Source organism: Mesorhizobium sp. B4-1-1 (assembly GCF_006439375.1).
GTDB lineage: Bacteria > Pseudomonadota > Alphaproteobacteria > Rhizobiales > Rhizobiaceae > Mesorhizobium.
The window spans coordinates 18806-45158 of sequence record NZ_VFTH01000008.1; the positions used below are offsets into that span (position 1 = coordinate 18806).

27 protein-coding genes are annotated in these 26353 nt (G+C 64.7%); 16 read left to right on the forward strand and 11 right to left on the reverse strand.

The genetic code is table 11. The annotated features are described in order from the left end of the window. Positions 1-315 precede the first annotated feature (315 nt). Positions 316-798 (reverse strand): DUF2127 domain-containing protein, encoded by a 483-nt coding sequence (locus FJW10_RS13140; protein ID WP_140900422.1) that lies wholly within the window; start codon positions 796-798, stop codon positions 316-318. Positions 799-913: 115 nt separating this feature from the next. Between FJW10_RS13140 and FJW10_RS13145 the strand changes: the two genes are divergently transcribed. From FJW10_RS13145 to FJW10_RS13160, 5 genes are all read left to right on the forward strand, one after another. Then, the gene (locus FJW10_RS13145; protein WP_348639753.1) at positions 914-1390 is read left to right on the forward strand and encodes a phosphatase PAP2 family protein; all 477 of its coding nucleotides are present in this window, start codon (positions 914-916) and stop codon (positions 1388-1390) included. A gap of 92 nt (positions 1391-1482) precedes the next feature. Further along, positions 1483-1716, forward strand: a complete 234-nt coding sequence (locus tag FJW10_RS13150; protein ID WP_140831485.1) for a hypothetical protein — start codon at positions 1483-1485, stop codon at positions 1714-1716. A gap of 96 nt (positions 1717-1812) precedes the next feature. After that, positions 1813-1959 carry a hypothetical protein gene (locus FJW10_RS13155; protein ID WP_140831487.1) on the forward strand — a complete coding sequence of 49 codons (147 nt, stop codon included), beginning with the start codon at positions 1813-1815 and terminating at the stop codon, positions 1957-1959. 350 nt (positions 1960-2309) lie between these two features. Continuing rightward, positions 2310-2471 (forward strand): hypothetical protein, encoded by a 162-nt coding sequence (locus FJW10_RS30400; RefSeq protein ID WP_181177516.1) that lies wholly within the window; start codon positions 2310-2312, stop codon positions 2469-2471. Positions 2472-2898: 427 nt separating this feature from the next. Then, positions 2899-3114, forward strand: coding sequence for a hypothetical protein (locus tag FJW10_RS13160; RefSeq protein ID WP_140831491.1), 216 nt, complete (start codon positions 2899-2901; stop codon positions 3112-3114). Positions 3115-3230: 116 nt separating this feature from the next. On the opposite strand, the gene FJW10_RS13165 is transcribed toward FJW10_RS13160, so the two are convergent. Next, positions 3231-3647 (reverse strand): helix-turn-helix domain-containing protein, encoded by a 417-nt coding sequence (locus FJW10_RS13165; RefSeq protein ID WP_140831493.1) that lies wholly within the window; start codon positions 3645-3647, stop codon positions 3231-3233. Positions 3648-3743: 96 nt separating this feature from the next. Here FJW10_RS13165 and FJW10_RS13170 point away from each other — a divergent pair, with 96 nt between their 5' ends. Next, entirely contained in the window at positions 3744-4598 is an 855-nt protein-coding gene (locus tag FJW10_RS13170) for an NmrA family NAD(P)-binding protein (RefSeq protein WP_140900424.1), read from the forward strand. Positions 4599-4644: 46 nt separating this feature from the next. Next, positions 4645-5232: a dihydrofolate reductase family protein gene (locus FJW10_RS13175; RefSeq protein WP_140900425.1), complete on the forward strand. Its 588-nt coding sequence runs from the start codon at positions 4645-4647 to the stop codon at positions 5230-5232. Positions 5233-5283: 51 nt separating this feature from the next. Here FJW10_RS13175 and FJW10_RS13180 read toward each other — a convergent pair whose 3' ends face one another. Both FJW10_RS13180 and FJW10_RS13185 read right to left on the reverse strand, forming a co-directional pair. Continuing rightward, positions 5284-5535, reverse strand: a complete 252-nt coding sequence (locus FJW10_RS13180) for a hypothetical protein (protein ID WP_140900426.1) — start codon at positions 5533-5535, stop codon at positions 5284-5286. A gap of 155 nt (positions 5536-5690) precedes the next feature. Continuing rightward, positions 5691-6956 carry a cytochrome-c peroxidase gene (locus tag FJW10_RS13185; RefSeq protein ID WP_140900427.1) on the reverse strand — a complete coding sequence of 422 codons (1266 nt, stop codon included), beginning with the start codon at positions 6954-6956 and terminating at the stop codon, positions 5691-5693. A 205-nt stretch (positions 6957-7161) separates the two neighbouring features. Between FJW10_RS13185 and FJW10_RS13190 the strand changes: the two genes are divergently transcribed. From FJW10_RS13190 to FJW10_RS13210, 5 genes are all read left to right on the forward strand, one after another. Next, positions 7162-8712, forward strand: coding sequence for an acid phosphatase (locus FJW10_RS13190; RefSeq protein ID WP_140900428.1), 1551 nt, complete (start codon positions 7162-7164; stop codon positions 8710-8712). A 228-nt stretch (positions 8713-8940) separates the two neighbouring features. Next, positions 8941-9363: an OsmC family protein gene (locus FJW10_RS13195; RefSeq protein ID WP_140900429.1), complete on the forward strand. Its 423-nt coding sequence runs from the start codon at positions 8941-8943 to the stop codon at positions 9361-9363. A gap of 5 nt (positions 9364-9368) precedes the next feature. Further along, positions 9369-9893, forward strand: a complete 525-nt coding sequence (locus tag FJW10_RS13200) for a hypothetical protein (RefSeq protein WP_140831507.1) — start codon at positions 9369-9371, stop codon at positions 9891-9893. Positions 9894-10018: 125 nt separating this feature from the next. Further along, a complete protein-coding gene (locus FJW10_RS13205; RefSeq protein WP_140900430.1) occupies positions 10019-10762 on the forward strand; it encodes a 2OG-Fe(II) oxygenase in 744 nt (247 codons plus the stop codon). A 124-nt stretch (positions 10763-10886) separates the two neighbouring features. Next, positions 10887-12509 (forward strand): ABC-F family ATP-binding cassette domain-containing protein, encoded by a 1623-nt coding sequence (locus tag FJW10_RS13210; protein ID WP_140900431.1) that lies wholly within the window; start codon positions 10887-10889, stop codon positions 12507-12509. Between the two features lie 41 nt (positions 12510-12550). Here the strand turns inward: FJW10_RS13210 and FJW10_RS13215 are convergent, their stop codons facing one another. The 3 genes from FJW10_RS13215 to htpG all read right to left on the reverse strand — a co-directional run bounded on the left by FJW10_RS13215 (position 12551) and on the right by htpG (position 16561). Then, complete coding sequence (locus FJW10_RS13215; RefSeq protein WP_140900432.1) at positions 12551-13678, reverse strand: serine hydrolase domain-containing protein; 1128 nt, start codon at positions 13676-13678, stop codon at positions 12551-12553. A 24-nt stretch (positions 13679-13702) separates the two neighbouring features. Further along, on the reverse strand, positions 13703-14383 hold the full coding sequence (locus FJW10_RS13220) for a glutamine amidotransferase (protein WP_140900433.1): 681 nt from the start codon (positions 14381-14383) through the stop codon (positions 13703-13705). Between the two features lie 291 nt (positions 14384-14674). Next, positions 14675-16561 carry a molecular chaperone HtpG gene (gene htpG / locus FJW10_RS13225; protein ID WP_140900434.1) on the reverse strand — a complete coding sequence of 629 codons (1887 nt, stop codon included), beginning with the start codon at positions 16559-16561 and terminating at the stop codon, positions 14675-14677. A gap of 516 nt (positions 16562-17077) precedes the next feature. On the opposite strand from htpG, the gene FJW10_RS13230 reads away from it, so the two are divergent. Continuing rightward, positions 17078-18502, forward strand: coding sequence for a hypothetical protein (locus FJW10_RS13230; RefSeq protein ID WP_140900435.1), 1425 nt, complete (start codon positions 17078-17080; stop codon positions 18500-18502). Between the two features lie 106 nt (positions 18503-18608). On the opposite strand, the gene FJW10_RS13235 is transcribed toward FJW10_RS13230, so the two are convergent. The 3 genes from FJW10_RS13235 to FJW10_RS13245 form a co-directional block, all read right to left on the reverse strand. After that, positions 18609-19502: a hypothetical protein gene (locus FJW10_RS13235; RefSeq protein WP_140900436.1), complete on the reverse strand. Its 894-nt coding sequence runs from the start codon at positions 19500-19502 to the stop codon at positions 18609-18611. A gap of 93 nt (positions 19503-19595) precedes the next feature. Further along, on the reverse strand, positions 19596-21254 hold the full coding sequence (locus tag FJW10_RS13240) for an acyl-CoA synthetase (RefSeq protein ID WP_140900437.1): 1659 nt from the start codon (positions 21252-21254) through the stop codon (positions 19596-19598). Between the two features lie 178 nt (positions 21255-21432). Beyond that, the gene (locus FJW10_RS13245) at positions 21433-22137 is read right to left on the reverse strand and encodes a YafY family protein (protein ID WP_140900438.1); all 705 of its coding nucleotides are present in this window, start codon (positions 22135-22137) and stop codon (positions 21433-21435) included. A gap of 122 nt (positions 22138-22259) precedes the next feature. On the opposite strand from FJW10_RS13245, the gene FJW10_RS13250 reads away from it, so the two are divergent. The 3 genes from FJW10_RS13250 (at position 22260) to FJW10_RS13260 (ending at position 24900) form a co-directional block, all read left to right on the forward strand. After that, the gene (locus FJW10_RS13250) at positions 22260-22664 is read left to right on the forward strand and encodes a VOC family protein (protein WP_140900439.1); all 405 of its coding nucleotides are present in this window, start codon (positions 22260-22262) and stop codon (positions 22662-22664) included. 158 nt (positions 22665-22822) lie between these two features. Then, positions 22823-23914, forward strand: a complete 1092-nt coding sequence (locus tag FJW10_RS13255; protein ID WP_140900440.1) for a KamA family radical SAM protein — start codon at positions 22823-22825, stop codon at positions 23912-23914. 119 nt (positions 23915-24033) lie between these two features. Beyond that, positions 24034-24900 carry a BA14K family protein gene (locus FJW10_RS13260; RefSeq protein WP_140900441.1) on the forward strand — a complete coding sequence of 289 codons (867 nt, stop codon included), beginning with the start codon at positions 24034-24036 and terminating at the stop codon, positions 24898-24900. 38 nt (positions 24901-24938) lie between these two features. On the opposite strand, the gene FJW10_RS13265 is transcribed toward FJW10_RS13260, so the two are convergent. Continuing rightward, entirely contained in the window at positions 24939-26330 is a 1392-nt protein-coding gene (locus FJW10_RS13265) for an FAD-binding oxidoreductase (RefSeq protein ID WP_181177517.1), read from the reverse strand. Between the last annotated feature and the right edge of the window lie 23 nt (positions 26331-26353).

The window sequence follows — 26353 nt, forward strand, 5'->3', positions numbered from 1 at the left end:
CAAAAAAGTCACCCCGCCGAGCGGGCGGGGTGACTTGGTGCGATTGCACCCGACTGCGCAACCACAAAATCCGCCGCTATGGAAGCGCGCAGCGCCAGCCGGAAGAATTGAGTTGAAGTCACTTTCGGCAGATGGACCCCCGTTGCTAACTTCAAGGCAACGTGGCGCTGGAGGATTATTCCTCCTTCAGGGCCAGCAAAGATGAATTGAAGGCTCTTGAAAGCAGAAATAAGACTTTGTGCTGGAAAGATTGCAGACCAAGTTCCAGGCATTTGGGTTCGCTGCCGCTATGATTGCCGTTGGCCGGGCGCCTCGTCAGGCGGACCCATGGTGGCGCACCATCTTCCACTCCCGCCAGATCAGCCACATGACGGCTGCATCGAAGACGGTCAGCACGAGCAGGCCGGGCGAGTGCGTGTAGGAGTAGCGATAGACCTGGTAGGCCATGAAGAGACCGAGCGCCACCAACGAGGCGGGGTAGGACCACAACTTGCCTCGCAGCAGGCCTATGACCAGAAGCAGCTTAATGAGGCCGTGACTGAGCAGGTAGAAGGCATAGAATTCCTTGCTGTCCAGCGAAAACTGGCTGGCCATCCGCGACAGATAGCCAGCTATGAAATCGTTCGGATCTTCGATCAGCTCTTCCTGGGTGAACATGTTGACCCAGGAAGCGATGGTTTCGGTGGTGACGAGGTAAAGCAGGACGCCGCCGGCGCACTCGATCAAGGCATGGGCACCTTTCAGCCATACGCTGACCTCAAAGAGCTGGTGAATGCGATGCTCGCCGGCGGGCTTCAACGGTCGACCTCACGACAGGCCAGGAAATCAGGATAGAAATCAAGATAGAATGGACGCTTCTCTCACGCATTGGATCAACGCCGCTGCCGGCGTCAGCCCGCTCCTTGATAGAACAATGATCGCCATCTCACAAATCGGCGTGCCGCTGATGGTGATTGCCGTCGCCCTGCAATGGTGGTCCAGGACCGACCGCGCCCATGTGCGCCATGCCTGCCTGTCCGCCGGCCTTTCCTTCCTCCTCGGGTTGGCGATCAACCAGGTGATCCTGCTGTTCGTCCACCGGATCAGGCCATATGATGCGGGCGTCACGCATCTCCTCATCGCGCCCAGCGCCGACTGGACGTTCCCGTCCGACCACGCGACCGCCAGCATGGCCATCGTCGCTGCGTTCGCCATGCAGGCGCTGCCGCGCCGCACGCTGGCCCTGCTCGTCATGGCCGTGCTGATCTGCTGGTCGCGGCTGCATATCGGCATCCACTATGCCGGTGACGTCGCCGGCGGCGCGGCTAGCGGGATTGCCGCCGCCCTGGCCGTGCGGCTTTGCTATCGCGAGAATTCGCGGCTGGACGCGTTCGCCACGAAAATTCTTTAGGGACGCCGGCTCCCATCGGCGGGCATCACAAAAGTGACGCGCTCGCCTCGCAATATGCTAGGCTGAATGCCGCCAAAACAGGGTTCATCGTTATGGATGCCAGCGAATTGCAGGCCATGGGCGATACGCTGATGCGCGTTGTCACCCCCGATATGAAACCGAAAGACCTGCTCAAGGCGGTGCGAAAACTGCATCCGGCTGCCAGGAAGAAGGATATTGCCCGCGCGGCCTTCCACGCCATCATCGCCAACGCCGACCAGGATCCCGGCAAGTCGCGCAATCTTCAGGCCTTCGCGCTTGCCGAGCGTACCCAGCAATCGGAATAAATTGCCGCGAATTGTAGCGTTGGGCTTGCCGGAAACTTAATAAGCGATTTCTAATTTAACGGCTCAGCCGGCAGTTAGCCAACCGGTAACGAGTTCATGACCAAGAACCTCGGCAATGCCAAACCCAGTGCTCCGGCCAAGGAGATGAACCCCTCGCTGCTCGGCAAGGCCGCGCCGGCGCTGTTTCCGCTGGTCGTCGCGGCGATCGGCTATCTGGTCGGCCGGCATTTCTTCGGCTTTTGACGCGGTCGGCTTGCGGCGCGTTATTTCGGGTCAATCCGATCGCAATTGGCCAATGACAATTCGGCCGTCTTGACTATGCCCTTTGGTCCTAGGGCCTAGGTCGTTCTTGTCCTTGGCCGGGCCCAGGCGCATGCTCACAACAGCCGGCGGCCTCGCAAACTCCGGTCAGGCCCGGCCGCCGAACCCAGTATCACCCCCCAAGGCTGCCGGGCCGCGCCGCCGTCATGTGGCCGCTGTCCCCCTTCACCGAATGCTCAGTCCTGCCAAGCGTCCTCCGCCACAAGGCGGGTAGGACTGGCAACGAGGCTGACGCCGTACATCAGGCGCTCACCGAAACTCCGCCGCTGGCGATGGACGACCCTGCCGAGGCCGGGCGCATCGATGCGCTCAACCGCTTGGACGTGATCGACACGCCGCGCGACGAGGCCTTCGACCGCATCACCATGCTGATCAGGAACATCTTCGACCTGCCTGTCGCCATCGTCTCGATGACCGACGGCCACAGGCAGTGATACAAGGCTTATGACGGGCTGGAGAACCGTGAGGTCAGCCGCGACCAGACCTTCTGCAAATACACGCTTCAGGACATGACGCCGCTCGTGGTGCCCGACGTGCGCGAGGAACCCTCGACGTGACCAGCTCGATCGGCGTACCGGAGACATTCGTTTTGCAGGTTCACTCGGACGCTTTCGAAGCCCGCTGCCGTATCGTCCTGCAGACGGAACGGCACATTGAAGTCGAGTTCCGTTGAGGCCGAGCGTGAAAAGGGCCTGCTCCACCACAAATCGTTTTATTCATCGGCCTCCGTAAATATATCGAATGCCGGCGAGTTATTTTGCACTAAAGACCAATAAGAACCGCTTTTCGGTAAATTCAGCCGCGCTAGATCGTATTGGGTCGGAAACAGGCGGTTCTTCGAGCGAAGAGCAGGGGACGTATATGGTGACAAGCGAGCCAGACAGTGTCCGCGTAAAAGCCGTCAATAACCAATGGATCGTGCGCGTCGTCGACGGCGGCAGGCTGACGCAGCAATTGTTCGACATTCACGCGCAGGCCGAGATCTTTGCCGAAGAGGAGCGGCTGCGATTGGGGCTGCCCGGGGAGCCTCCGGCGGAGGAGCCGGTCAGGCCGCTGGGAAGCGGGCGTGCTCGCTGACGGACCGCGGGGAATTGTTGTCCAATGAGGATCGAACGGCTCGTGGACAGCAGACGCCGGCGGTTGGCCCAACCGCGGCATTGAGAGGCCAGCGCGCAGACAGCAGGTCGCGCCGCCTATCCCAGATGCTCGACTCTCAGTTTCTGCTTCATCCGCTCAAGCGCCGGCTGGCCGCCGGCCGCCAGCTCATCCGCTAGCTGCGCGAGCTTGTCATCCGCCTTGCGATATTTGCTGCCCCAGGCGCCCAGCGTCGCCAGCACCGGCAAAAGGTCAATGCCGGCATCGGTCAGCCGATAGATCGCCTTCAAGCCGTGGCTCGGGTCGTCGCTGCGGGTGAGGACGCCTTCGTCGACCAGTGTCTGCAGCCGCTCGGCCAGCGTGCGGGACGAGATGCCTTCGTCGGATTGCAGGAACTCGCGAAAATGCCTTTTCCCGGCGAAGACCAGGTCGCGGATGATGAGCAACGTCCAGCGGTCGCCGAGCAGTTCGAGCGAGAGGTTGATCGGGCAGCCGGATCGGTCCTTGGTCGACATCAATATGGTTCCATTTTTAAATCACTTTACTATTGACATCGTTTCCGCTTTGCGTCAAATGGTTCCAAAAGTAAATCATTTGACAAGGAGATCGACATGAACCGGCAAGCCAACCGTACGATCGTAGTCGTCGGCGCAACCAGCGAAGTGGGCGCCGAGGTCTCGGCCAGGCTGACCGAGGCAGGGCACATGGTGCGCGGCGTCGCCCGCAGCCTCGGCGTTGCGCTTGACGACCAGGCGGCGCTGGACGCCGTTTTCTCGGGCGCCGACAGCGCTTACGTGACGATCCCCTTCGATGTCACCGCGCCCGATCTGCATACGTTCGAAGATGAGGTCGGCGCTAGGCTGGCATCGTCCATCGCCAAGGCGGGCCTGCACCGTGTCGTGCTGCTCGGCGGCCTCAATGCCCATCTCAGAATGGGTACCTCGCTTGGCGCCGCTCTGATGGAGGAGCGGCTTGCCGCACTAGGCCTGGAGGAACTCGTCTATCTGCGCGCCGCCTTCTTCATGGAGAATTTCGTCAAGGGCATGGGGTTCGTCGAGCAGGCGGCGGCCGGCGTCTTCGCCTCGCCCTTCCGCGGCGACCTGCCGATGCCGCTGATCGCCGCCAAGGACGTTGGCGAGCGCGCCGCCGCCCTGTTGAACGCCGAACATTTCCCGGCCCGGCGCGTTGTCGAATTGCACGGCGGCGGCGACTACACGCTCGAACAGGCCACCACGATTCTGGGCCGGGCGATGGGCAAGGATGTCACCTATCATGAGGCCTCGTTCGCCGATGCGCGGGCCGGCATGGTGGCCAATGGCATATCGGCAAGTTTTGCCGACGCGCTTGGCGCGACGGCGGCAAGCTTCAACAGAGGCGAGCGCTGGGCGCTGGAGGCACCGTCGGCCGAAAACGCCACGCCGACCAGCTTCGAAGCCTGGGCGCAGGCTTTCGCCCGTTCGCGCTGAGCAGCCTGAACCTTCACTGCAGAAATTCCTAGCGAGGAGACCCAAAATGAAAAAGCTCATCCTTCAGATGCAGATGTCGGTCGACGGCTTTGTCGGCGCCGACGAGGGGCATCGCTGGCAGCTCTGGGAATGGGGCGATGACAATGCCTGGGACGAAGAACTCAAGCAGGATTTCAACGCTGTCTTCCAAACAATCGACACCATCCTGTTGAGCCGCAAGATGGCTGAGGAGGGGTATCTGACCCATTGGGGCAATGCGGCGAAGAAATATCCGAGGGACCCTTTCTATGCCTTCGCGCAGCGCATCGTCGAGGCTGAGAAGGTTGTGGCGAGCGACAAGCTCGAAACATCGCGCTGGGAACGCACGCGCGTCGTCAGTGGCGACCTGCCGCGCGAGGTCGATGCGCTGAAGCAAGGCAAGGGCGGCGACATCGCCGTGTTCGGCGGCGCGGGCTTTGCCGCCGCGCTGATCGCCGCCGGCCTGGTCGACGAGTACCATCTCTTCATCAATCCGGCGGTTCTGGGCAGCGGCCGCCGCATCTTCGAGAAGGGCGGTTTTGGCAGGCTGAAGCTCCTCGGCTCGAAGCCCTATGCCAGCGGCATGGTGGTGAGCCGCTACGCGCCGGCACAATGAGGAGCGACACCGAGGTCGCGCCGGCTTGAATCAATCCGTCAGTGCGTCTTCTCAACCCCCTGTTTGGCCGTGCCTTTCCCGCATCGGCTGCGAGCCGCCTGCGCTGACCAACCGCAGGTGCGCGCCTGGCCGGCCGCTCCGTGGCCAGGCCGCCTGGTCGTTGCCCGCGGCGACGAACCAGCGCGCCTCGCGCGATGTCAGGCCGATAAGCACCCGGCCGGCATATTCGGCCGGCGCGCCATTGCCCGCATCGAACACCGCCCAACTGCCGCCGGGCGGCTCCTGCACCGCGACGAACCTCATCGGAGCCTCCATCTGTGAAGATGGTGTGCAATATAGCAGGCGCGACTTGGCGTTCCTATGATGTGGCTCACATTGGCACACTTTTGCGGTGGATAGCACGGCTCCGGCTGCAAGCAGGCCGTGTGCCCCACCAGTCTCCTTGGCTGCCGGTCGCCCTATTGCCCAGCCTGGTCGGCGTCGGTCAGCGTTCCGAGGAAGGCGACGATGTCGTCGATCTCGGCGTCGCTCAGCGCCGCCTTGTCGCCCGGCTTTTTGCCGTTGAAGGGTGGGTCGGTGTTAAGGTTCGGCCAGTAAGCCTTTGGCAGGTCGTCGAATTTGTCGACCGTGCCGTCCGCCTTCTTCGGATACCAGCGTCCGGGATCCGTATCGCGGCTGGCGTAGAAGGCGACCGCCTCGCGCAGCGAGTGGAAATAGCCGTTGTGGAAGAAGCTCTTTCGCAAGGCCACGTTGCGCAGGGTCGGCGTCTTGAACAGGCCGCAATATTCGCCATGGCTCCTGAAATCGGTGCGCAGCGGTCCGCACAGGCCGAGGTCGACATAATTGGGATCGGCATTGGCGGGGATCGCCGGATTGCGCGGCACGGCGATCGCGATCAGGCCGTAGTCGGTGAACTGCGGCGGCTCGCCGTCATTGGCGGGCTCACTGAGATGGCAGCTCGCGCAATTGCCCTTCGCTTCGTCCTCGAACAGCATGCGGCCGCGCAATTCCTGCGCCGAGAGCTGCGCCTTGCCGGCGAGGAAAGCATCGTAGCGGCTGGAATAGGGATAGAAATCGGCGCTGCTCTGCTCGAATGTGCCGAGCGCTTCGACCGCGGCGTCGAAGGCATCCCGCGGGTGCTCGAACACATCGGCGCCGAACGCCGCCTCGAAGGCGTCGGCATAGGGCGCCTTGCGCAGCGCAGCGACTACCTCAGCCTCGTCCTTGTTGCCCATCTCGAAGGGCGACAGCAGCGGGATCCTCGCCTGGTCCTTACCGTGGTCGGCGCGGCCGTCCCAGGTCAGGCCGCCGGTCGGGCCATTGTCAACGCTCTCGTCGCCTTCGTCCTCGGAGTCGTGGAAATGCTCTGTGAAGGCAGGTGCCGCCTGCAGGTAGCGCAGCGACGGCACGGCGCGAACGCCGGGTCGGTCGAGCTTGGCTCCGCCCATCTCGACGGGTGCCGCCGAGGCCGGTCCGAAGGCGTGGTTGGGATCGTGGCAGGACGAGCAGGCCTGCTTGCCCGAGGCCGACAGCGCAGGGTCAAGGAACATCTGCCGTCCAAGCGCCGTCAGCGCGTCGGCGCGGGCGAAGGCTTCCTGACGCGACATCGGCCCGGGGTGGACACCGGACGGTCCCGCGGTGCTCGCAGGCGCGGTCAAGCCGACGATCGAGGCCGCCAGAAGGGCGATCGCGTGATTTTTCCGTCCCATCGTCTGCGGCGACATCCCCGGTTTTCTTCGCCCGATTTCGTTCGCGACGTAAGGATCGAGTGCAACGGATTGATGACTGGCTTTCTTGCTCACGAAACCGTGTTCGGACGCTGCGGAACTGTCACATGGGTGACAAGGCGCCGAAGTAGCTCGGCATTGATGCAGTTGCGTTCCTGCATTGCCGTCCTCCAGCCACTCCCAAGCCACGAGGCATTTCCCGATGACCCGATCCTTTCTCTCCCCCCGGTCCTTTCTCTCGCTTTGCCTCGCCTCCACGGCGCTGGCATCGCTCTCCGCTGCTGCCCACGCGGCTCCTCCCGGCTACGACAAGATCGACACCGTCGTCGTCATCTACGCCGAGAACCGCAGCTTCGATAACCTCTATGGCGGCTTCCCCGGCGCCAATGGCCTGGCCAACGTGTCGCCCGATCAGGCGCGTCAGCTCGACCGCGACGGCAAGCCGCTTTCCGAACTGCCGCCGGCCTGGGGCGGACTGACCGGCAAGGGCGTGACGCCCGCGGTAACCGAAGCCCAGACCGCGCATCTCCCCAATGCCGTCTTCGCCATCGACGATCCCAAGGGCTTCAACGAGAACACCGGCGTCGTCACCCATGATCTCTGGCACCGTTTCTACCAGGAGCAGATGCAGATCGACGGGGGCCGGAACGACAAGTTCGTCGCCTGGGCCGATTCCGGCTCGTTGGTGATGGGTCATTATGACGGCTCCATCCTGCCGATGTGGAATATCGCCAAGAAATACGTGCTGGCGGACAATTTCTTCCAGGGCGCCTTTGGCGGCTCTTTCCTCAACCACTTCATGCTCGCCTGCGCCTGCGCGCCCTTCTATCCGAATGCCGACACCAGCCCGGCAAAGGGCCAGATCGCCGTCGTCGAGCCGGACGGCGTGACGCTGAAGGCAGCGGACAACGCGCCGCTCTCGGCGCTGGGCGGCGTGCCGAAATTCGTCAATGACGGCGCCATTACCCCCGACTTCTATGCCGTCAACACCATGCAGCCGCCCTACCAGCCGAGCAACAACAAGCCGGCCGAAGGCGGTGACGCAGCGCTCGCCGACCCGGCGCAGCCGAACACGCTGCCGCCACAGCACGAGATCACCATCGGCGACCTCCTGACGCTCAAGGGCATTTCCTGGGCCTGGTATGCAGGTGCCTGGCAGGCGGCGCTCGACGGCAAGAACGCGACGCCCGTGCCCAACTTCCAGTTTCATCACCAGCCCTTCAACTATTTCGCCGCTTATGCGCCGGGCACGCCCGCTCGGGCCGAGCACCTCAAGGACGGCGGCCTCGGCGGCACCGAATTCATCAAGGCGATCGACGACGGCAAGCTGCCGGCGGTTTCCTTCTACAAGCCGCAGGGCAACCTCAACGAACATGCCGGCTATGCCGACGTGACCTCGGGCGACCAGCATCTGGCCGACCTCGTCGCGCATCTGGAGAAGAGCCCACAATGGGCCCATATGCTGGTCGTCATCACCTATGATGAGAATGGTGGCTTCTGGGATCACGTCACGCCGCCCAAGGCCGACCGCTGGGGCCCGGGCAACCGCATCCCGGCCTTCATCATCTCGCCCTATGCGAAGATGGGCATGGTCGACCACGCGCAGTACGACACCACCTCGATCCTGCGCTTCATCACCGCCCGCTACGACCTGCCGGTGCTGCCCGGCATCGTCGCCCGCGACAAGGCGCTGCGCAACAACGACCAACCGCCGATGGGGGATCTGACGGCGGCGCTCGATCTGACGAAGTAGCGTTTCAGAACTGGGTTCCTCTCTCCGCCAGATGCGGTGAGAGGTGTCCGCGAAGCGGACGGAGAGGGGGCCTTCGTAGGGCGCTCCCCCTCTTCGTCTCGGCTTCACCGAGCCACCTCTCCCCCATTTTATGAGGGCGAGGAAACGCCAATCGCCCACGGCCTGCCTCGGCGATTGCCTCAGTGAATTCCCGTCCGCTATCAATGTCTCCGAATTGGAGACCACGCGATGGCAGACCTGAAAGTCAGAACCCGAAACGCCGGCGCGCTCGCCGTCCTGCCGCCGGGCGGCCTGCCGGTGGTCACGACACCGACCGGCGGCACGGTCGATGTGGTCACGCAGGTCAGCGCGCCCGGCTTCAGTCCGCTCGATCTGCTCTATGCCTCCTTAGCCGCCTGCATGGTGCTCAGCGCCCGCATCGCCGCCACCCGTCTCGGCGTCGCCGACCGGCTCGGCGAGGTGAGGGCGGATGTGAACGGCGACAAGGCGAAGGACGAGCCGTCGCGGCTGGAAACCTTCAATATTCGCCTGACGATCGCCGGCGACCTCGATGCCGCGACGAAAGAGCGGATCCTGGCGGACGCCGAGGATATCTGCACCGTCTCAAACACGCTGCGCGGCGCGCCGGCACTTCACGCGACGCTCGAGTGAGGCCGATGGCGCATCTTTCGCCGATCGACTACGCGACCGCTTCCGCCGACATCCGCGCCGAGCACGACCGCGAGCTCGCGCTGCGCGGCCGTATGACCAACATGAAGCGCATCCTGCTTCACTCGCCGGCCGCCCACCGCATCTACGCCGAATGGTTCACGCTGCGCGATCTGCTGAAGCCAACGCTCGACGACCGCGCCATCTGGCTGTTCTCGAAGACGATCGCGGAGGCGATGCGGGCAGAAATCCCGGTTACTTTCTTCCGCCGCGCGCTGATCGACAACGGCCTCGATCCCGAGGCGATCGGGCCTACTGGCGACGAGGCGTTGCTGACAAAGTTCGGCAAGGCGGTCGCCGCCGATGCCAATGCCGTTCCCGATGAAGTCTGGGCAGCGCTCAAGGCGCGCTATGACGAGGCCCTCCTGGTCAATCTCGTTGCCTTCGCCGGCATCATGGTGGCGACATGTGTGTTTACCAATGCGGTGAAGGTGGACCTCGATCCGGAGCTGGAGGCGTATCGCCAGCAGTGAAGCTGCTGATCTCCCCCGCAAGGACGGAGATTGGCAGCTCGAGCGCCTCGCCACTTTGCCATGAATCGGGTGGTTTGGCCCCGTCGCTCGCCCCATCTTCGGCAAGCAAGCGATGGAGCCAACCCATGACCATCCATTCCGTGAACACCAAACGCGCCAGCCGCTCAACCGAAGCCCGCGTCGTCGCGCAGGATTGGCGCGTCCTGGTCACCGAGCTCAACGTCAATGGCTGCGCCGTCATGCCGGACCTGCTCGCGCCCGAGGAATGCGCCGACCTAGCTGCGCTCTATCCGCATGAAGAACATTTCCGCAGCCATGTGGTGATGGCCCGCCACGGCTTCGGCAAGGGCGAGTATCGCTATTTCCGCTATCCGCTGCCTGACCTGATCGAGGGCCTGCGCTCGGCCCTTTATCCGCGACTTGCCACGGTCGCCAATGACTGGAACGAGAAGATGGGCGTGGCGCAGCGTTATCCGGCCGAACACGCCGCCTTCCTGAAGCGCTGCCACGACGAAGGCCAGGTGAGGCCGACGCCGCTCCTGCTGCAATACAGCCCCGGCGACTTCAACTGCCTGCATCAGGACCTCTACGGCGCGCTCGCCTTTCCGCTGCAGGTGGCGGTCCTGTTGTCCGAGCCGGGTGAGGATTTCACCGGCGGCGAATTCGTGCTCACCGAGCAGCGCCCGCGCATGCAAAGCCGCGCCGAGGTGGTGCCGCTGAAGCGCGGCGATGCGGTGATCTTTGCGGTTCACAACCGGCCGGTGCAAGGCACGAAGGGGTACTATCGCGTCAACCTGCGCCATGGCGTGAGCCGCTTGCGGTCAGGGCGGCGGCATACGGTCGGGATCATCTTCCATGACGCGAGGTGAGTAGGCAGTAGGCAGTAGGTTACGTCGAGGCCGAGAAGCGATAAGGGGTTCCTTTATCCCGCGCATTCGCTTATTGGCCCTACTCCCTACTCCCTACTCCCTACTCCCTACTCCCTACGAGCCCATGATCCGTCTCGAAAGTATCGGCAAGCAGAACGGCCGACAGATCGTCTTCATCGAAGCCTCGGCCGCCTTGCAGAAGGGCGAGAAGGTCGGACTGGTCGGCCCGAACGGCGCCGGCAAGACGACCTTGTTCCGGATGATCATCGGCCAGGAGCAGCCGGACGAGGGCCAGGTCTCGGTGGATCGCGGCGTCACCATCGGCTATTTCAGCCAAGATGTCGGCGACATGGGCGGTTTGAGCGCTGTCGCCGAGGTCATGGAAGGCGCAGGGCCGGTCAGCGCGGTGGCCGCCGAGATGCGCGAGCTCGAACACGCCATGGGCGATCCCGACCGCGCCGACGAGATGGATGAGATCATCGAGCGCTACGGTGAACTGCAGCACCGCTTCGAGGAACTCGACGGCTATGCGCTGGACGGCCGCGCCCGCGAGGTGCTCGACGGCCTCGGCTTCAGCCAGGAGATGATGGACGGCGACGTTTCGAAACTCTCCGGCGGCTGGAAGATGCGCGTCGCGCTCGCCCGTATCCTCCTGATGCGGCCCGACGTCATGCTGCTCGACGAGCCGTCGAACCATCTCGACCTCGAAAGCCTGATCTGGCTGGAGAAATTCCTCAAGGACTATGACGGCGCGCTGCTCATGACCTCGCACGACCGCGAGTTCATGAACCGCATCGTCAACAAGATCATCGAGATCGACGCCGGCGCGCTGACCTCCTATTCAGGCAATTACGAATTCTACCAGGAGCAGCGCGCGCTGGCCGACAAGCAGTTGCAGGCGCAGTTCGAGCGCCAGCAGGCGATGCTGGCCAAGGAGATCGCCTTCATCGAGCGTTTCAAGGCGCGCGCTTCCCATGCCGCCCAGGTGCAGAGCAGGGTGAAGAAGCTCGACAAGATCGACCGCGTCGAACCGCCGAAGCGCCGCCAGACGGTTGCCTTCGAATTCCAGCCGGCGCCGCGATGCGGCGAGGACGTGGCGACGCTGAAGGGCATCCACAAGGCTTATGGCAGCCGCAATATCTATTCGGGCCTCGACTTTCAGATCCGCCGCCGCGAGCGCTGGTGCGTGATGGGCGTCAACGGCGCCGGCAAGTCGACGCTTCTGAAGCTGGTCGCCGGCGCCTCCGAGCCGGACGAGGGCTCCGTCGCGCGCGGCCCGAGCGTCAAGATGGGCTATTTCGCCCAGCATGCCATGGAGCTGCTCGATGGCGAGCGCACCGTCTTCCAGACGCTGGAGGACTCGTTTCCGCAGGCCGGCCAGGCGCCGCTGCGCGCGCTTGCCGGCTGCTTCGGCTTTTCCGGCGACGAGATCGAGAAGAAGTGCCGCGTGCTCTCGGGCGGCGAGAAGGCGCGGCTGGTGATGGCGCTGATGCTGTTCGACCCGCCCAACCTGCTAGTGCTCGACGAGCCGACCAACCATCTCGACATCACCACCAAGCAAATGCTGATCGAGGCGCTGTCGCAATATGAAGGCACCATGCTCTTCGTCTCGCACGACCGCCATTTCCTGGCGGCACTCTCCAACCGTGTGCTGGAACTGACGCCAGACGGCATCCACACCTATGGCGGCGGCTATACCGAATATGTCGCGCGCACCGGCCAGGAAGCGCCGGGGCTGAGAGGGTAGGCGGCAGGGCCGGCCCTCGGCCGACAGCGCTTCATCTGGCGTCAGAGCGCGTCGTAGACGGCGTCGATCAGGGCTTTGCGGCGCAGGTCCACATCGTCGAAACCCACCATGCGGTTGGTGACATAGCCGAACCCAACGCCGGCGCCTGGGTCGGCAAAGCCGATGGCGCCGCCCCAGCCGGTATGGCCGAATGTCTGCGGCGATGCGCGGTCGGCATAGACAGGATCCTCGATCTGATAGCCGGCGGCGAAGGCAGCCGGCAGCGCGAAGCTGTCGTCCATGCCGCGAAAGCGCGGCCTCGTGGCTTCTTCGATCGTCGCGCGGCCGATCAGGGGCTTGCCCTCGAAGCTCCCGCCCGCCGCCATCATGCCGTAGATACGCGCCAGCGCGTGCGCGGTGGACTGGCCGTTGCCGCCCGGCACCTCGGCGGCGCGCCAGGCGCGGTCGTTGGGCGCCAATGCGCGGGGCGTTGGGTTGTCGCATGCGTGGGGAAAGGGAGAGGCGCGCACGAAGTCGACCCAATCGGACGTCTTCGGACCCTCTATCATCTCGGCTGCGCGGGAATCCTCGAGCTCCGGCAGGCCCACATGGAAATCGGCACCAAGCGGGACTCCGATCTCTTCCGCGATGAAGCCGCCGATGCTGCGTCCGTCGACGCGCCGCAGCACCTCGCCGGCAAGATGGCCGTAGGTGAGGGCGTGATAGACGCAGCGGCTGCCGGGCTCCCATAGCGGCGACATGGCGGCAAGCGCGTCGGCATAGGGCGCCCAGGCGAGCAGGCCGGCCTCATCCATCGGCACGGCGAGACCGTTCAGCCCGGACTGGTGCGACATCACCTGGTCGAGCGTGATGCGTTCCTTGCCGCCGGCCGCGAATTCCGGCCAATAGCGCGCCACCGGTGCGGCATAATCCAGCTTGCCGCGCTCCACCAGCATCGCGATCGCCAGCGCCACGACGCCCTTGGTCGAAGACCAGACGTTGACCAGCGTGTCACGCCGCCACGGGCAGGTGCGCGCGGCATCCGCATGGCCGCCCCAGAGGTCGACGACGGTCCTGCCGCGGATCACGACCGAGACGCCGCCGCCATGCTCGAGGCCTTGAGCGAAACACCAGGCGAACGCATCGCGCACTCCGGCAAAACGCGGATCGCAGACGCCGTCTATGGTCATGCGCGAACTCCCACCAAAAGCGCCTCAGCCGAACAGCTTGGTCACGAAGCCGCTGAACCAGGCAAGCTGGGCTGCGTGGTGGGCCGCCATCAACCTGTCCTGTTCGTCCCGGCCCTGCGCGCCGAGCGTTCCGTAGGGCGCGCCTTGCCGTTCCTGCCAGCGGCGAAAGCCGGCCGGACCCTGCTCGGCATGGAATTGCAAAGCGTAGGTCTTCTCGCCGATCCGGAACGCCTGATTGGGGAACGTGTCGCTCGAGGCGAGATGCACGGCGCCGGCCGGAACGGCGAAAGTATGAAAGTGGTTTTGCGGCAGGTAGAGCGGCCGATCGAGGAAGTCGCCGGCCTCGGCCGTCGGCGTGATCTCGAAATAGCCGAACTCCCTGATGCCGCTTTCCACCGGCCCGACATCGGCGCCGAGATGCCAGGCGATCTGCTGCGCGCCTTGGCAGATGCCGAGCAGCGGCAGGTCGTTGTCCAGGCAGTGCTCGATCAGCGCGGCTTCGTCGTTTAGGAACGGGTGTATGTCGGTGTCGAAGACGTTGAACGGACCGCCATAGATCACCGCCCCATCGACGGACCCGAGGTCGATCGGATCGCCCTTGAACGGCATCGCGGTCGTGATCGCATGGCCGTACGCCTCAAGCGTCGTCTGGACATGATCGTCCCCCGGTTCTTCCGAGTGCCTGACCAGAACGATGCGCTTCATAGGAGCTCCTGCCGTTCGTTTCGCGAGCCTACGGTAACGCTTGGTACATCATCGGCAATGTGCCAACTTCCGGTGGTGTTTGGCGCCGACGCCTTTCCGTTCGTCATTCTCGGGCTTGACCCGAGAATCCATGCCGCGACACCTGTCGTAGAGCTCAGCGGTGCAGAATTCTGTAACCGCTGCAACGCCTTAGCGTCATGGCATGGATCCTAGGGTCTGCGCTCGTCGCTGCGCTCCTTGCTTCGCCCCAGGATGACGAGGCACGGGCGGCGCATCTCGGTAGGGGCCTCATCACCCCTTCGCGAGCCCGCGATCGATCAGCCGCGCCAGGCGCGCCGAGAAGGCCTTGGCGTCGGCCGGCTTGTCGCCGTCGAGCACGCGCGCTTCGTCGTAGAGCAGATGCGCGGCGTCTTCCTTGAACGCCTTCTCGTCGTCGCCGAGCTTTGCCAGCGCCGCCACGCGCTCGTGGCGCGGGTTGATCTCGAGGATCGGTTTGGCGGCCTTCTCGAGCCGGCCGGCGGCGTTGAGCAGACGTTCGAACTGGCGGTCCGGGCCATGCTCCGGCGCGACCAGGCAGACGGCGCTTTCGGTCAGCCGGTCGGAGGCCTTCACGTCCGACACCTCCTCGCCAAGCGTGGTCTTCACGAAGGCAAGGAACGTCGCGATGTCGGATGACGTCTCGGTGTCCGGTTTTGCTGCGTCCTCGGGCAGCGCGACATCGGCAAGCTCGGCCGCGCCCTGCGTCACCGACTTGAACGGCTTGCCGTCGAACTCCGGCGCCATCGTTACCCAGAAACTGTCGACCGGGTCGGTGAGCAATAGCACCTCGATACCGCGTGCGCGAAACCCTTCCAACTGCGGCGAGGCCTCCAGCCGGGCGCGGTCGTCGCCGGCCATGAAGAAGATCGCCTTCTGGCCTTCCTTCATCGCTCCAACATAGTCGGCAAGGCTGCGCCAGCCTTCGCCAGACGCGGTCGAGCGGAAGCGGGCAAGCTTCAGCAATTGCTCGCGCCGTTCGTAATCCTCATAAAGACCTTCCTTGAGGACGACTCCGAAATTCTCCCAGATTTTCGCGTAGGCTTCGGCATCGTTGTCGGCGAGCTTTAGGAGGTCGCCGACAACGCGGTTGGTCACGCCCTTGCGGATCGAGGCGAGCAGGGGGCTTTCCTGGATCATCTCGCGCGAAACATTGAGCGGCAGGTCGGCGGAATCGACGAGGCCGCGCACGAAGCGCAGGTAGCGCGGCAGCACATCGGTATCGTCGGTGATGAAGACGCGCCGTACATAGAGCTTCATGCCGCCCTTGCGGTCCTGGTCGAACAGGTCGAACGGCCGCGATCCGGGCACGAAGGCGAGCACGCTGTATTCCTGCCGGCCCTCGGCGCGGAAATGGATGGTCGAGGCGGGCTCGTCATACTGTCCGGCGATGCTGCGGTAAAAGTCGGTGTATTCCTCCGGCTTGATCTCGCTTTTCTGCCGAACCCAGAGCGCCGTGCCGTCTGCGATGTCGCGCGGCTCGGCGCCGGGCTTCTCGACAAGCGTGATCGGCACCGGCACATGGCCCGACTGCGACTTCGCCAGGCCCTCGAGCCGGTAGGGCGTGGTGTAGGAAGAGGCGTCCTCCATCAGATGCAGCACCACGCGGGTGCCGCGCCTGGGCGCCGCCTCGAGCGGCACCGGCGCGATTTCATAGGTGCCCTTGCCGTCGGACGACCAGCGGAAGGCCTCGTCGCTGCCGGCCTGGCGGCTGATGACGCCGACCCGGTCGGCGACCATGAAGGCGGAATAGAAGCCGACGCCGAACTGGCCGATGAGCTGCGTGTCTTCCGCCGCCTTGCCGGCCTCTACGCGCTCCAGGAAGGCGCGTGTGCCGGAGCGCGCGATGGTGCCCAGCGCCTCCGCCATCTCGTCGCGGCTCATGCCGATGCCGTTGTCCTCGACGACAAGCTCTCTGTTGTCCGGATCGGCGGCGATGGTGATGCGCGGCTTGGCATCGTCGCCCAGAAGCTCGGGCCGGCTTACCGCCTCGAAGCGCAGCTTCTCGCAGGCGTCGGCCGCGTTGGAGATCAGCTCGCGCAGGAAGACGTCACGGTCCGAATAGACCGAATGCACCATCATGTGCAGCAGCCGCGAGACGTCCGCCTCGAATGTCCTGGTTTCCGTATTCTGATCCGTCATCTCGACTTTCCCAAATCTCCACTCTGCCTGACGCGCCAGAAGCGTTCAGGATTTCATCCCACGATTGTTCAATTGTGCCGCGGCCCGGGCGGGGCCGGCTTCGGCAAGACAATATCGGGATGCGAGGGGAAGGCAACAAGAGGCGGCGAGAGGTATGTGGAAAGCCAACTCCATCGAACGCTTTGCGATCGCGAGGCAGGGGAATTCGGTTTTTAGTGCTCGTTTGTGGCTTTGAAAGTCTTCCTATCAGTCATGTGAATGATGACAAGCAGCTCGCTGTCTTTCCCTTTTGCTGCGCATGCTTCCAGCGCCTGCCCAGAGAGAAAACTAACATATGTTAGGAGCGGAAGAGGGATCACCTAGGGCGGAACCGCATAAGGTTGGGACCGGCGATAACCTTAATTCTGGTTTCCTTTGCACAGGCTTCCCGAACGGAAGGTAAAGGGATAGATTAGCAATTCGTTAAGTACGCCAGGGGCGAGCGTAAAGGTGTGTCGTCGTAAGGGATGTGCAGTGATGAATTTCAAGTCTCTGATCAAGCGGGCCGAGGACGTCGATAAGGAATTTCAGGAACTCCAATCGGATCTGGCGGAAGCATTCGAGGACGTTCTTAAGGATGATGAACAGCCCCCGTCAGAGGACGGTGCCGTTGCCGGCCACGAACTGGTGGCGAGCGACGAGAATCCGCCGCCCGAAGAGCAACCCGACGCAACTCCGTCGCGGCTGACGCCGCATACCCAGACGCGGCTCGCTGCGTTGGAGGCGGTCGCAGGGCTTTTCCGGGATGGCCAGGGCCATCTGCAGGAGATCGAGGCGAAACTCGCCGAGATCGCCACCGCGCATCATATGACGCGCGAAGTCCTCAACGTCTTCCATCGCGATGTGCTGCGCTCGAACGAGCTGGAGCTGGCAAATCTCGCTCTCACCGCGGAACACAAAACGCTTTCAGAACAATTGCTTGACGCCGCCCGCAGGCAGCGCGAACGCGACGGCGCGGCCGAGGTGTGGCAGCAGCGCGAGGCGAGCCTCGTCCAGGACCGGGAGCAACTGCGCTCAGCGCTTGCGGCCGTGCGCCTGGAGCTGGTGGAGATGGGCAATGAGAGCACCAGGCGCGAGGCGGAGTTCGGCGAGATCGCCAAGGCTCTGGCGGCCAAAACGGTAGAACTCGACAGACGCGGCGCCGAGAACAAGCTGCTGCGCGAAAAGCAGGTCGGCCTCTCGGTCGATCTGGAGCAGGCGCAAAAGCGCGAGGCGGAGGCCCGGCACAAGTTCGACGAGTTCGCGGCAACCCACGCCAGCCAAACCGCCCATATTGCCGAGCTGATGGCTCAACTCGGCAATCACGAAAAGGAAGAAACCCGGCTGCAGAAGACGCTGGAGGCAACGCAGGCCAAGCTTGCCGAAACAGCCGAGATGGCGCGGATCGCCGAAAGCGACAGTGCCGCCGAATTGACGCGCGGCCAGGCGGAAATCCGCGGTTTGCGTTCCGAGATACAGGAACTGCAGTCGCGTCTGGATCAGGTCTCGATCGACAATGGCGAAGCCACGGCCGAGATCGCCAGGCTCAAGGCGCAGTTGAGCGATGCCGTCACCGAACGCCAGATCGCAGAGGAAAGGCTCGCCGTTCTCAAGGACGAGAGCGAAGCCGACAAGAAGAACCTGTCCGCGGTCAGCACCAATCTCTCACAGCTTTCGCTGCAGCAGGCGTCCGAGCAGATCCAACTCGATATCCAGAAGCAGGAATGCGAGGATCTGCACGCGGAGGTCGAAGCGCTCAATGCCCGCATCCGGGAATTGCTGCCTTACGAGCGGCTGCATCGGGTGACCGACGCAAGGTCGCGCAAGGATGCCCCGCCCCAGGCCAATGGGATTATCGCGGAAACGGCGCGCCCCGCCGCGCGGCGTGTTCCCCGACGCAACATGCGGGCGAACGGAGGCTGAGGCTTCGAGCGGTTCGGCTTCGATAGCGCCGACCCGCTCTATCTCCTTGGTTTGACGCAATTCCACATGGAAAGCCGCTGTGCTTTCCTGGAATTGCCCTGGCGGACTATTTCCCGGCCATGCCGTCGGCTAGGTCCTGCGCCTGCTTGAGCAGGGCCGGGAAGGACGGATCGCCGGGCAGGCGCTGGGCCATGCAGGCGCGGTAATCGGCGTCGCCCTTTTCCCAGGCGGCGTTGGCGGGATCGGAAGCCTGCGGGTCGTCCTGGTCCGAGCCCTGGTCGGCTTGCTGGGCTTTCTGCGCGGCGGCGTCGGCGGCTGCCCACAGCGAATCGCAGGCCGCGATCTTCGGCACGGCGGGCGAGGCGGGCGCTTCCGCAATCAGCACGCGATCGCCCTTCACGACCGCCACGACGACATGCTGGTCGTAGATCGGTCCGACATCCTGGGTCCAGCCACCGAGCCGGGCGACCACCGCATCGGCGCCGTCGGGCTTCTTCAGCGAAAAGTCGAGCGTGCCGGAGAATGCCGCGTCGCTGCCGATGGCCTGGGTGTAGAAACTGTCGAGCTTCAATGCCGCGCCAATGTCGGCGGGCAGCTTGAAATCCGCTTCCGCTTCGGCCGATTTGGACTTGAGCCAGCGATCGGTCAGCCCGCGCGTCGAGGCCACGATGCTTGGGCCGTCGTCGCTCTGCGCATATCGCAGCCCGTCCAGCATGCCGTAGCCGATATCGGAGGCGTTGAGGCTTTGAACGTTAATAGTGCCGGCCGCCGGAAAATCCTTGACCGAAAGCGGGCCGAGAATGGCGGCGAGACGCTGCTGCAGATCGGCCAGCGCCTTCTCGTTCTGGGCATCGATGGTTTCGATTGCGGTGTTCGCGCTTTCCTGCGCGGTGATGTCGGCAATCGCCTTGTCGCGCGCCGCGACGTAATCGTCTTCCGGCGAGGCGGCGAGCGCCGTGCTGCCCGCCAGTGCAAAGAGAAGCGTTAAGACCAACCGCATGCTGCACCCCAAGGTAAGCGATCAAGAGCCCTTGCGAGCCATCGCCCGACTTGGCGGCTTTTGCGTGGCGGAAATCGTGGCAGCGGCAAATCTTTATTCCGCTTTGCGCTTCTCCACCTCGGCCTTCCGCAGCAGGAACCGCTGGATCTTGCCGCTTGGCGTCTTCGGCAGTTCGCTGACGAACTCGACTTCGCGCGGATAGGAATGCGCCGACAGCCGCTTCTTCACATGCTGGGCAAGTTCTTCGGCGAGCGCCTCGCTACCCTTGAAGGCGGGCGCCAGCACCACGAAGGCCTTGACGATCTCGGTGCGTTGCGGATCGGGCACGCCGACCACCGCCGCCTCGTTCACCGCCGGATGTTCTATCAGCGCGCTTTCGACATCGAACGGCCCGATGCGGTAGCCGGACGAGGTGATGACGTCGTCGGCCCGGCCGATGAAGGAGACTGAGCCGTCCGGCTCATATTCCACCGTGTCGCCGGTGCGGTAATAGCCGCCAATGATCGCCGGCGTCTCTGCCTCGTGGTAGCCGCCGAACCAGCGCAGCGGCGATCTGGCGATATCGACCGCGAGCACGCCGGGCTGGTTAGGGCCGAGCTCGTTGCCTTCGTCATCCAGCACCACCATGCGGTAGCCCGGCATGGCGAAACCGGCCGAGCCCGCGCGAACAAGATGCTTAAGCCCGTGATGGTTGTTGACCATCATGCCGTTCTCGGTCTGGCCGTAATGGTCGTGGATCGGCGCCGCGAGGTTGGCGTCGAACCAGCGGATCACTTCCGGGTTGAGCGGTTCGCCGGCGCTGCTCACCACGCGCAGCCTGCCCTTGACGCGGGAGGCGGCTTCGGGGCCTTCCGCCATCAGCAGGCGATAAGCCGTCGGCGAGCCGGTAAGGCTGGTGATACCCAGGCGCTCGATGATGTCGTAAGTCGATTTGGCGTTGAAGGCGCCTTCGTAGAAGGTGGTGGCGATGCCGAGTTGCAACGGCCCCGTGATGGCGTAGTAGAGCCCATAGGCCCAGCCGGGATCGGCGATGTTCCAGAAGATGTCGTCGGGCGTGAGCCCGATCGCGTCGCGCATATAGGCGCTGAAGGCAGTGAGCGCGCTAAGCGGCACCGGCACGCCCTTCGGGTGCCCGGTGGTGCCGGAGGTCGACATCATCATGAACAGGTCCGGGCCCTTACGCATCACGGGCTCGCAGTCGGAGGAGGCGGTCGCGAGCGCCGCACGGAAATCGATGTCGTCGGCGGGCAGCGTGTCGCCGCGGCCAAGGATGGTGGCGACGCGCGGACGGTTCTCCACTTCGTCGAGCTTGGCGCGGTTGGCGGGATTGGTCACCACCAGCTTCGCCTTGCTGTAATTCAGGCGATGCTCGACCGCCTTCGGCCCGAAAGCAGTGAACAAGGGCTGGTAGACTGCGCCCACGCGCCATGCGCCGAGGATCAACGCCACCAGCTCGGGTATGCGCGGCAGCATGCCCGCGACGACATCGCCGGGCCGTACGCCAAGCTCCTTCAGCATTGTGCCGACGCGGCCGGACATGTCGGCGAGGTCGTCGAAGGAATATTCGCGCAATTCCCCGCCGACCGAGATCGCGCGGAGCGCCAGCCGGCTCTCGCCCGTGTAGCGACCGCAGCATTCGACATAGGCGTTGATGCCGGTGGCCGGGTCGCCATGAAGGCGCGCGATCTCGTCCTCGATGCGGAATTGCGCAACGGCATCCTCATAGCGCGGCAGCGCTTGCGTCTTGGTCATGGCAATCCTCCCTCGGCGGCGGATCATCTCCCCATTATCGCCGCTGGGCGAGATTGCATGAAAAGGGGGCGCGGGTCGATTGCGGCGAAAGTCGAGAGTGAGGCAGGCGACGACGGTTGCGCGGAGGAACGCCAGCTTTCGCCGCTCAAGCCCTTGCGACCAGCAAGTTAGTGGCCAGCTAGCCTTGCGGCAGTTGAATTCCCTGCGCTTCCATGTGCCGCTTCCAGCGGCCGCGCAGCTCAGCCGGCCGGCAGCCGATGCGCTCGTCGAGAAAAGTCGCGGCGGATATCCGGTCGGTGCGGAAATGGCGGAAATCCTGGCGCAGCTCGCACCAGGCGGCGAGCAGCCGCACCGTTTCGGCATAGCCGATCATGGTCGGCCAGACGACGCGCTCGCTCTCTTCGCCCTGTTCGCTGCGGTAGCGGATTCGGATCTTGTGGCCGTTGCGGATGGAGGCCCGCGCCTGCGAAATATCCAGCCCGTCGGGCAGGCTCGCGCGGCTGAGCGGCGCGCCGACGGTTGGATTGCTGACGAAAGGGCGCAGCCGCTCGGGCACGACGGTGGCGATTTTGGCGATCAGGTCGCGCGCCGCGCCCGCCAGCGCCGCATCGCCCTTGTCGGCCACCCATTGCGCGCCGAGCACTGCCGCCTCCAGTTCGTCCGGCGTCAGCATCAGCGGCGGCATGTCGTAATCGCGGTCGAGCACATAGCCTAGGCCGGCCTCGCCCTGGATCGGCACGCGCTGCCCGATGAGGTCGGCGATGTCGCGATAGACCGAGCGGCGCGAGATTTCGAGCTCTTCGGCGATCTGGCCGGCGGTGATCGGCCGGCTCGATCGCCGCAGGATCTGGATGATCTGGAACAGTCTCTCGGCGCGGCGCAAGGCATATCTCCTGTTGCCACTATGGTGGCAGCAGGCCTGGTCCACAAGTCGGGGCAGGGTGCCTGAACGGGCGCGTCCAGCCGCGAGGATTTCTTCGTCGGCCAGTCCACGGAGAAGACCAGATGAATTTCGTTTCGACCCGCATCATCACCGCCGACGTCAAGCGGCTCGTCGCCTTCTACGAGACGGTCACGGGCATCAAGCTCACGCTCTATACCGAGGATTTCGCCGAGCTCGTCACCGCGGCCGGCGCGTTGGCGATCGGCAGCACGCGCACGCTTCAGCTCTTCGGCGGCGACCACGTGGCAAGCCCGGCATCAAATCGCACTGCGATCATCGAGTTCCGCGTCGCCGACGTCGACGAACAGTACGGCAGGCTTTCCGAGAGCCTGGGCGGCGCGCTTGTACAGGCGCCCACCACCATGCCATGGGGCAACCGCTCGCTGCTGTTTCGCGGTCCCGACGGCAATCTGGTGAATTTCTTCACCCCGGTGACGGCGGAGGCGATAGCGAAGTTTGAAAGGTGAGGGAAGGATCGCAGCGTGTCGTCATCGTCATCCTGGGGTCAAGCCCGAGGATGACGAAGCGTTGGCGGTGCCGCCGAAGAGTGGCCCGCGATCACGCCAACCATTGACCCTATGATCCATACAGCCGATACCCCGCGCAAATCTGTCTCGGGACTTCAATGACCACCGACCTCAAACAACCGGCTCCCGCCGCCTGGCAGGACGATATCCGCGCCGGCGTGCGCCATGTCCGCGACCTCGCGTCCCTGCCGCTCTCGCCGGCCGAGCGCGCCGCCGCGCAGGAAGCCGCGGCCGCGCACAAGGTGCGCGTGCCAAAACCCTATCTCGACCTGATCGACTGGAACGACCCCAACGATCCGATCCGCGCCCAGGTGATACCGTCGCCCGACGAACTGGTCGCCGCCGAAGGCGAGCTCGACGATCCGATCGGCGACCATGGCTTCAGCCCGGTGCCCAGGCTGACGCACCGCCATGCCGACCGCGTGCTTCTGTTCCCCACCTATCAATGCGCGGTCTATTGCCGCTTCTGCTTCAGGAAAGAGTCGCTGACCTCGATCGGCCGCGGCTACACAAACGAGGCGCTGGAGCCGGCGCTGGCCTACATCGCCGGGCACAAGGAAATCCGCGAGGTGATCCTGACCGGCGGCGATCCGCTGTCGCTGCCGGACAAGGCGCTGGCCGAAATCCGCGCCCGCCTGGAGGCGGTCCCGCATCTAAGGCTGCTGCGTATCCACACCCGCGTGCCCGTGGCGCTGCCGTCGCGCATCACGTCCGGCCTGGTCAAGGCATTGCAAGGCCGGCTGATGGTAACGGTGGTGACCCACTTCAACCATGCGCGCGAGATCACCGATGCGGCCGAAGCCGCTTGCCGCACGATGCGGCAGGCTGGCTTCGTGCTGCTCAACCAGAGCGTTCTCCTGAAAGGCGTCAACGACAAAGTCGAGGTGCTGGAGCAGCTCTGCCGCGAACTGATGTACCGGCTGGGCGTAAAACCCTATTACCTGCACCACGGCGACCTCGCGCGCGGCATGGCGCACCGCCGCACCACGATTGCCGAAGGCCAGGCGCTGGTCGCCGAACTGCGCCTGCGCCTCTCCGGCATCTGCAACCCGACCTATGTCATCGACCTGCCGAACGGCGGCGGCAAGGTGGCGCTGGCGGCGAGCCATATCGAGGGCCGCGACGGCGATACCTGGCGGATCACGGGCCAGGACGGCAAGGTGCGGGAGTATAAGGAAGTGGTTGTCTAGACTGCCCCGATCTGCGTTGCCGGCGACTGCGCGTGCGCCCGACTTTGGCCCCATTGCGCAGCACAAGGAACTCCATCCCGCGCCCTGCATTCTATGAGCGGGGGCTGAAGGAGCGATGCGTGAAGGCTTTGTTGGGAATTGCCGGCGGCTTCGTGCTGACCCTGGCCGTGTTCGCCAGCGGGCTTGCCTTCGCCACCTGGCTGCTCGCCGCCAAGCCGGTGCGGCAGGCAACGCCCGCGATCGGCGTTTCCGAGCTCTGGACGAAGGACGCCCAGCCGGTCGATCGGCAGGAACAGAACCTTCAACGCATTCCCGCCCGACAGGTAGTGGCTGCGCCCGCCAAGGCTGGCGAGCCGGCCAAGGCGGATAGCGGAACGCAGACGACGGCGCTTGGCGGGGCCACGGCGCCTGCCGCGGCGCCGCCACTGCAACCATTGCCCGACGTCTCTGGCCCGGGCCAGCCCGCGCCCGATGCCGACGTGGCCCAACAGCCGGCGACAATCGATCGGCAGGCGCAGCAGCAATTGCCCGTCGCCCATCTGCAATGGTGCGCCACCCGCTATCGCAGCTACCGCCCGGCGGAAAACAGCTACCGCTCCTACAGCGGCGAGCTGCGCCCCTGCGTCTCACCCTATTACGATCCTGGCGACGACCGCACCGCCTCGACGGGCGCAGGCCAGAATGAGCAGACAGCAGCGAGCGCTCGTCAGAACGCCATGCCTGACGACCGGACGAGCGACGATCAGATGAGCGACGACCAGGCCGAGATGGAAGGCTACGCCCCGTCGGCCGACGGCTACGCCACCACCTATGGCGGCCCGCCGGAAGAGATTTCGCCCGAGGCAGAGGCCGCCCGGGAACAGGCATCGGGTCGCCCAGTATCGGGCGACCACATAGACTATTGCTTCAGCCGCTACCGCTCCTACGATCCGCAGGACAACTCCTACCAGCCCTTCGACGGCGGTCCGCGCCGCCAGTGCGAGTAGGGGAAGAGTCGCACTCCGAAAGGCTAGGGCCGCCAACCTCACCCTACGACCTTCCCCGGATTCATCACGTTACCCGGATCGATCATCTCCTTGATCGCCTTCGCCAATTCCCGCTTCACCGGATCCGCGTGCCGCTCATAGGCGTCGCGCTTCTCCAGCCCGACCCCGTGCTCGGCCGAGAACGAGCCGCCGGCCTCGTGCAGACCCTCGTAAAGCACGTCCTCGATCGCCGCGTGCCGGTCATGCGAGACCGGCCCGTCGCAATTGATCGAGATGTGCAGATTGCCGTCGGCGAGATGGCCGTAGACGTATGGTGCGTAAGAGGCGTCGAGCGTCTTCAGCCCCGCCTCGATGCGCGCCACATACTGATCCAGCGCGCCGCCAGACACGGACACATCGAAGGAGGGCGCCTTGGGATGCGCGCGCTCGATCTGCTCCGTCTCCTCGCGCAGCCGCCATATCGCGGCGGCTTGCGCCTCGGAGCTCGCCACCAGCCCGTCGATGATGCCGGCCTCTTCCCAGACCGCCGCCAATCCGTCCTCAAGCACTTGTCGCGCCGCCTCGATGCTGTCGGCGCCGAGCCCGAGCACCAGAAGGCAGGGCGCGTCGAGCGGCAGGCTGCCTGGCGCATAGTTCAGCGCCCGCTGCATGAGCGAAGCGAAATTGCGCCACAGGATCTCGGCGCCGGTGAGCCGGGCGCTGGTCGAGCCCAGAAAATGCCGCACGATGCGCTGCGCGCTGGCGGCATCCGGCACGCCGACGAGCGCGGTGGCGCTGGCGCCGGCAACCGGATCGAGCCGCACCGCCACGCGGGTGACGATGCCCAGCGTGCCCTCCGCGCCGATGAAGAGATGTTTCAAATCATAGCCGGCGCTGGTCTTGAGCACCCGGGTGAGATCGCAAAACACCCGCCCGTCCGGCAGCACGGCTTCCAGACCGAGCACGCGGTGGCGCATCGTGCCATTGCGAAACGCCATGACGCCGCCGGCATTGGTGGAAACCATGCCGCCGATCGTGGCGCTGCCGCGCGCGGCAAGGTCGATGCCCGGATCCAGCCCATGCCGGGCTGCCGCCTCCCGCAGCGCGCCGAGCGTCACGCCCGCCTGCACGATCGCCACGCGCGCGAACGGGTCGATCTCCTCGATCCGGTTCAGCCCGCCAAGGTCGCAGATTACCTGCCCCTCGGACGTCGTCGCCCCGCCCGCCAGCCCCGTGCGCCCGCCCTGCGGGACAAGGCTGATGCCGTGCTTCGCGCAGAATTTCATCAGCGCCGCGACACCCTCGACATCGCGCGGCCGCACCAGCGCCGAGGCGCCGAAATTGCGGGCATCGAAGCCAGGATCGTGCGATGCGAGCTCGGCGGCGCCCCAGATGGTCGAGGTGGCGCAGGGGATGCGAAGGGAGGTGATGAGGGCGTTGTCGTCGCTCACGCTGGCTGGCTCCATCCAGGAAT

Excerpts from the sequence above, each read along its gene's own strand:
- FJW10_RS13145 (WP_348639753.1), top strand. The coding sequence starts at position 914 with ATGATCGCCATCTCACAAATCGGCGTGCCGCTGATGGTGATTGCCGTC.
- FJW10_RS13150 (WP_140831485.1), top strand. The coding sequence starts at position 1,483 with ATGGATGCCAGCGAATTGCAGGCCATGGGCGATACGCTGATGCGCGTT.
- FJW10_RS13155 (WP_140831487.1), top strand. The coding sequence starts at position 1,813 with ATGACCAAGAACCTCGGCAATGCCAAACCCAGTGCTCCGGCCAAGGAG.
- FJW10_RS30400 (WP_181177516.1), top strand. The coding sequence starts at position 2,310 with ATGGACGACCCTGCCGAGGCCGGGCGCATCGATGCGCTCAACCGCTTG.
- FJW10_RS13160 (WP_140831491.1), top strand. The coding sequence starts at position 2,899 with ATGGTGACAAGCGAGCCAGACAGTGTCCGCGTAAAAGCCGTCAATAAC.
- FJW10_RS13165 (WP_140831493.1), bottom strand. The coding sequence starts at position 3,647 with ATGTCGACCAAGGACCGATCCGGCTGCCCGATCAACCTCTCGCTCGAA.
- FJW10_RS13170 (WP_140900424.1), top strand. The coding sequence starts at position 3,744 with ATGAACCGGCAAGCCAACCGTACGATCGTAGTCGTCGGCGCAACCAGC.
- FJW10_RS13175 (WP_140900425.1), top strand. The coding sequence starts at position 4,645 with ATGAAAAAGCTCATCCTTCAGATGCAGATGTCGGTCGACGGCTTTGTC.
- FJW10_RS13180 (WP_140900426.1), bottom strand. The coding sequence starts at position 5,535 with ATGAGGTTCGTCGCGGTGCAGGAGCCGCCCGGCGGCAGTTGGGCGGTG.
- FJW10_RS13185 (WP_140900427.1), bottom strand. The coding sequence starts at position 6,956 with ATGTCGCCGCAGACGATGGGACGGAAAAATCACGCGATCGCCCTTCTG.
- FJW10_RS13190 (WP_140900428.1), top strand. The coding sequence starts at position 7,162 with ATGACCCGATCCTTTCTCTCCCCCCGGTCCTTTCTCTCGCTTTGCCTC.
- FJW10_RS13195 (WP_140900429.1), top strand. The coding sequence starts at position 8,941 with ATGGCAGACCTGAAAGTCAGAACCCGAAACGCCGGCGCGCTCGCCGTC.
- FJW10_RS13200 (WP_140831507.1), top strand. The coding sequence starts at position 9,369 with ATGGCGCATCTTTCGCCGATCGACTACGCGACCGCTTCCGCCGACATC.
- FJW10_RS13205 (WP_140900430.1), top strand. The coding sequence starts at position 10,019 with ATGACCATCCATTCCGTGAACACCAAACGCGCCAGCCGCTCAACCGAA.
- FJW10_RS13210 (WP_140900431.1), top strand. The coding sequence starts at position 10,887 with ATGATCCGTCTCGAAAGTATCGGCAAGCAGAACGGCCGACAGATCGTC.
- FJW10_RS13215 (WP_140900432.1), bottom strand. The coding sequence starts at position 13,678 with ATGACCATAGACGGCGTCTGCGATCCGCGTTTTGCCGGAGTGCGCGAT.
- FJW10_RS13220 (WP_140900433.1), bottom strand. The coding sequence starts at position 14,383 with ATGAAGCGCATCGTTCTGGTCAGGCACTCGGAAGAACCGGGGGACGAT.
- htpG (WP_140900434.1), bottom strand. The coding sequence starts at position 16,561 with ATGACGGATCAGAATACGGAAACCAGGACATTCGAGGCGGACGTCTCG.
- FJW10_RS13230 (WP_140900435.1), top strand. The coding sequence starts at position 17,078 with ATGAATTTCAAGTCTCTGATCAAGCGGGCCGAGGACGTCGATAAGGAA.
- FJW10_RS13235 (WP_140900436.1), bottom strand. The coding sequence starts at position 19,502 with ATGCGGTTGGTCTTAACGCTTCTCTTTGCACTGGCGGGCAGCACGGCG.
- FJW10_RS13240 (WP_140900437.1), bottom strand. The coding sequence starts at position 21,254 with ATGACCAAGACGCAAGCGCTGCCGCGCTATGAGGATGCCGTTGCGCAA.
- FJW10_RS13250 (WP_140900439.1), top strand. The coding sequence starts at position 22,260 with ATGAATTTCGTTTCGACCCGCATCATCACCGCCGACGTCAAGCGGCTC.
- FJW10_RS13255 (WP_140900440.1), top strand. The coding sequence starts at position 22,823 with ATGACCACCGACCTCAAACAACCGGCTCCCGCCGCCTGGCAGGACGAT.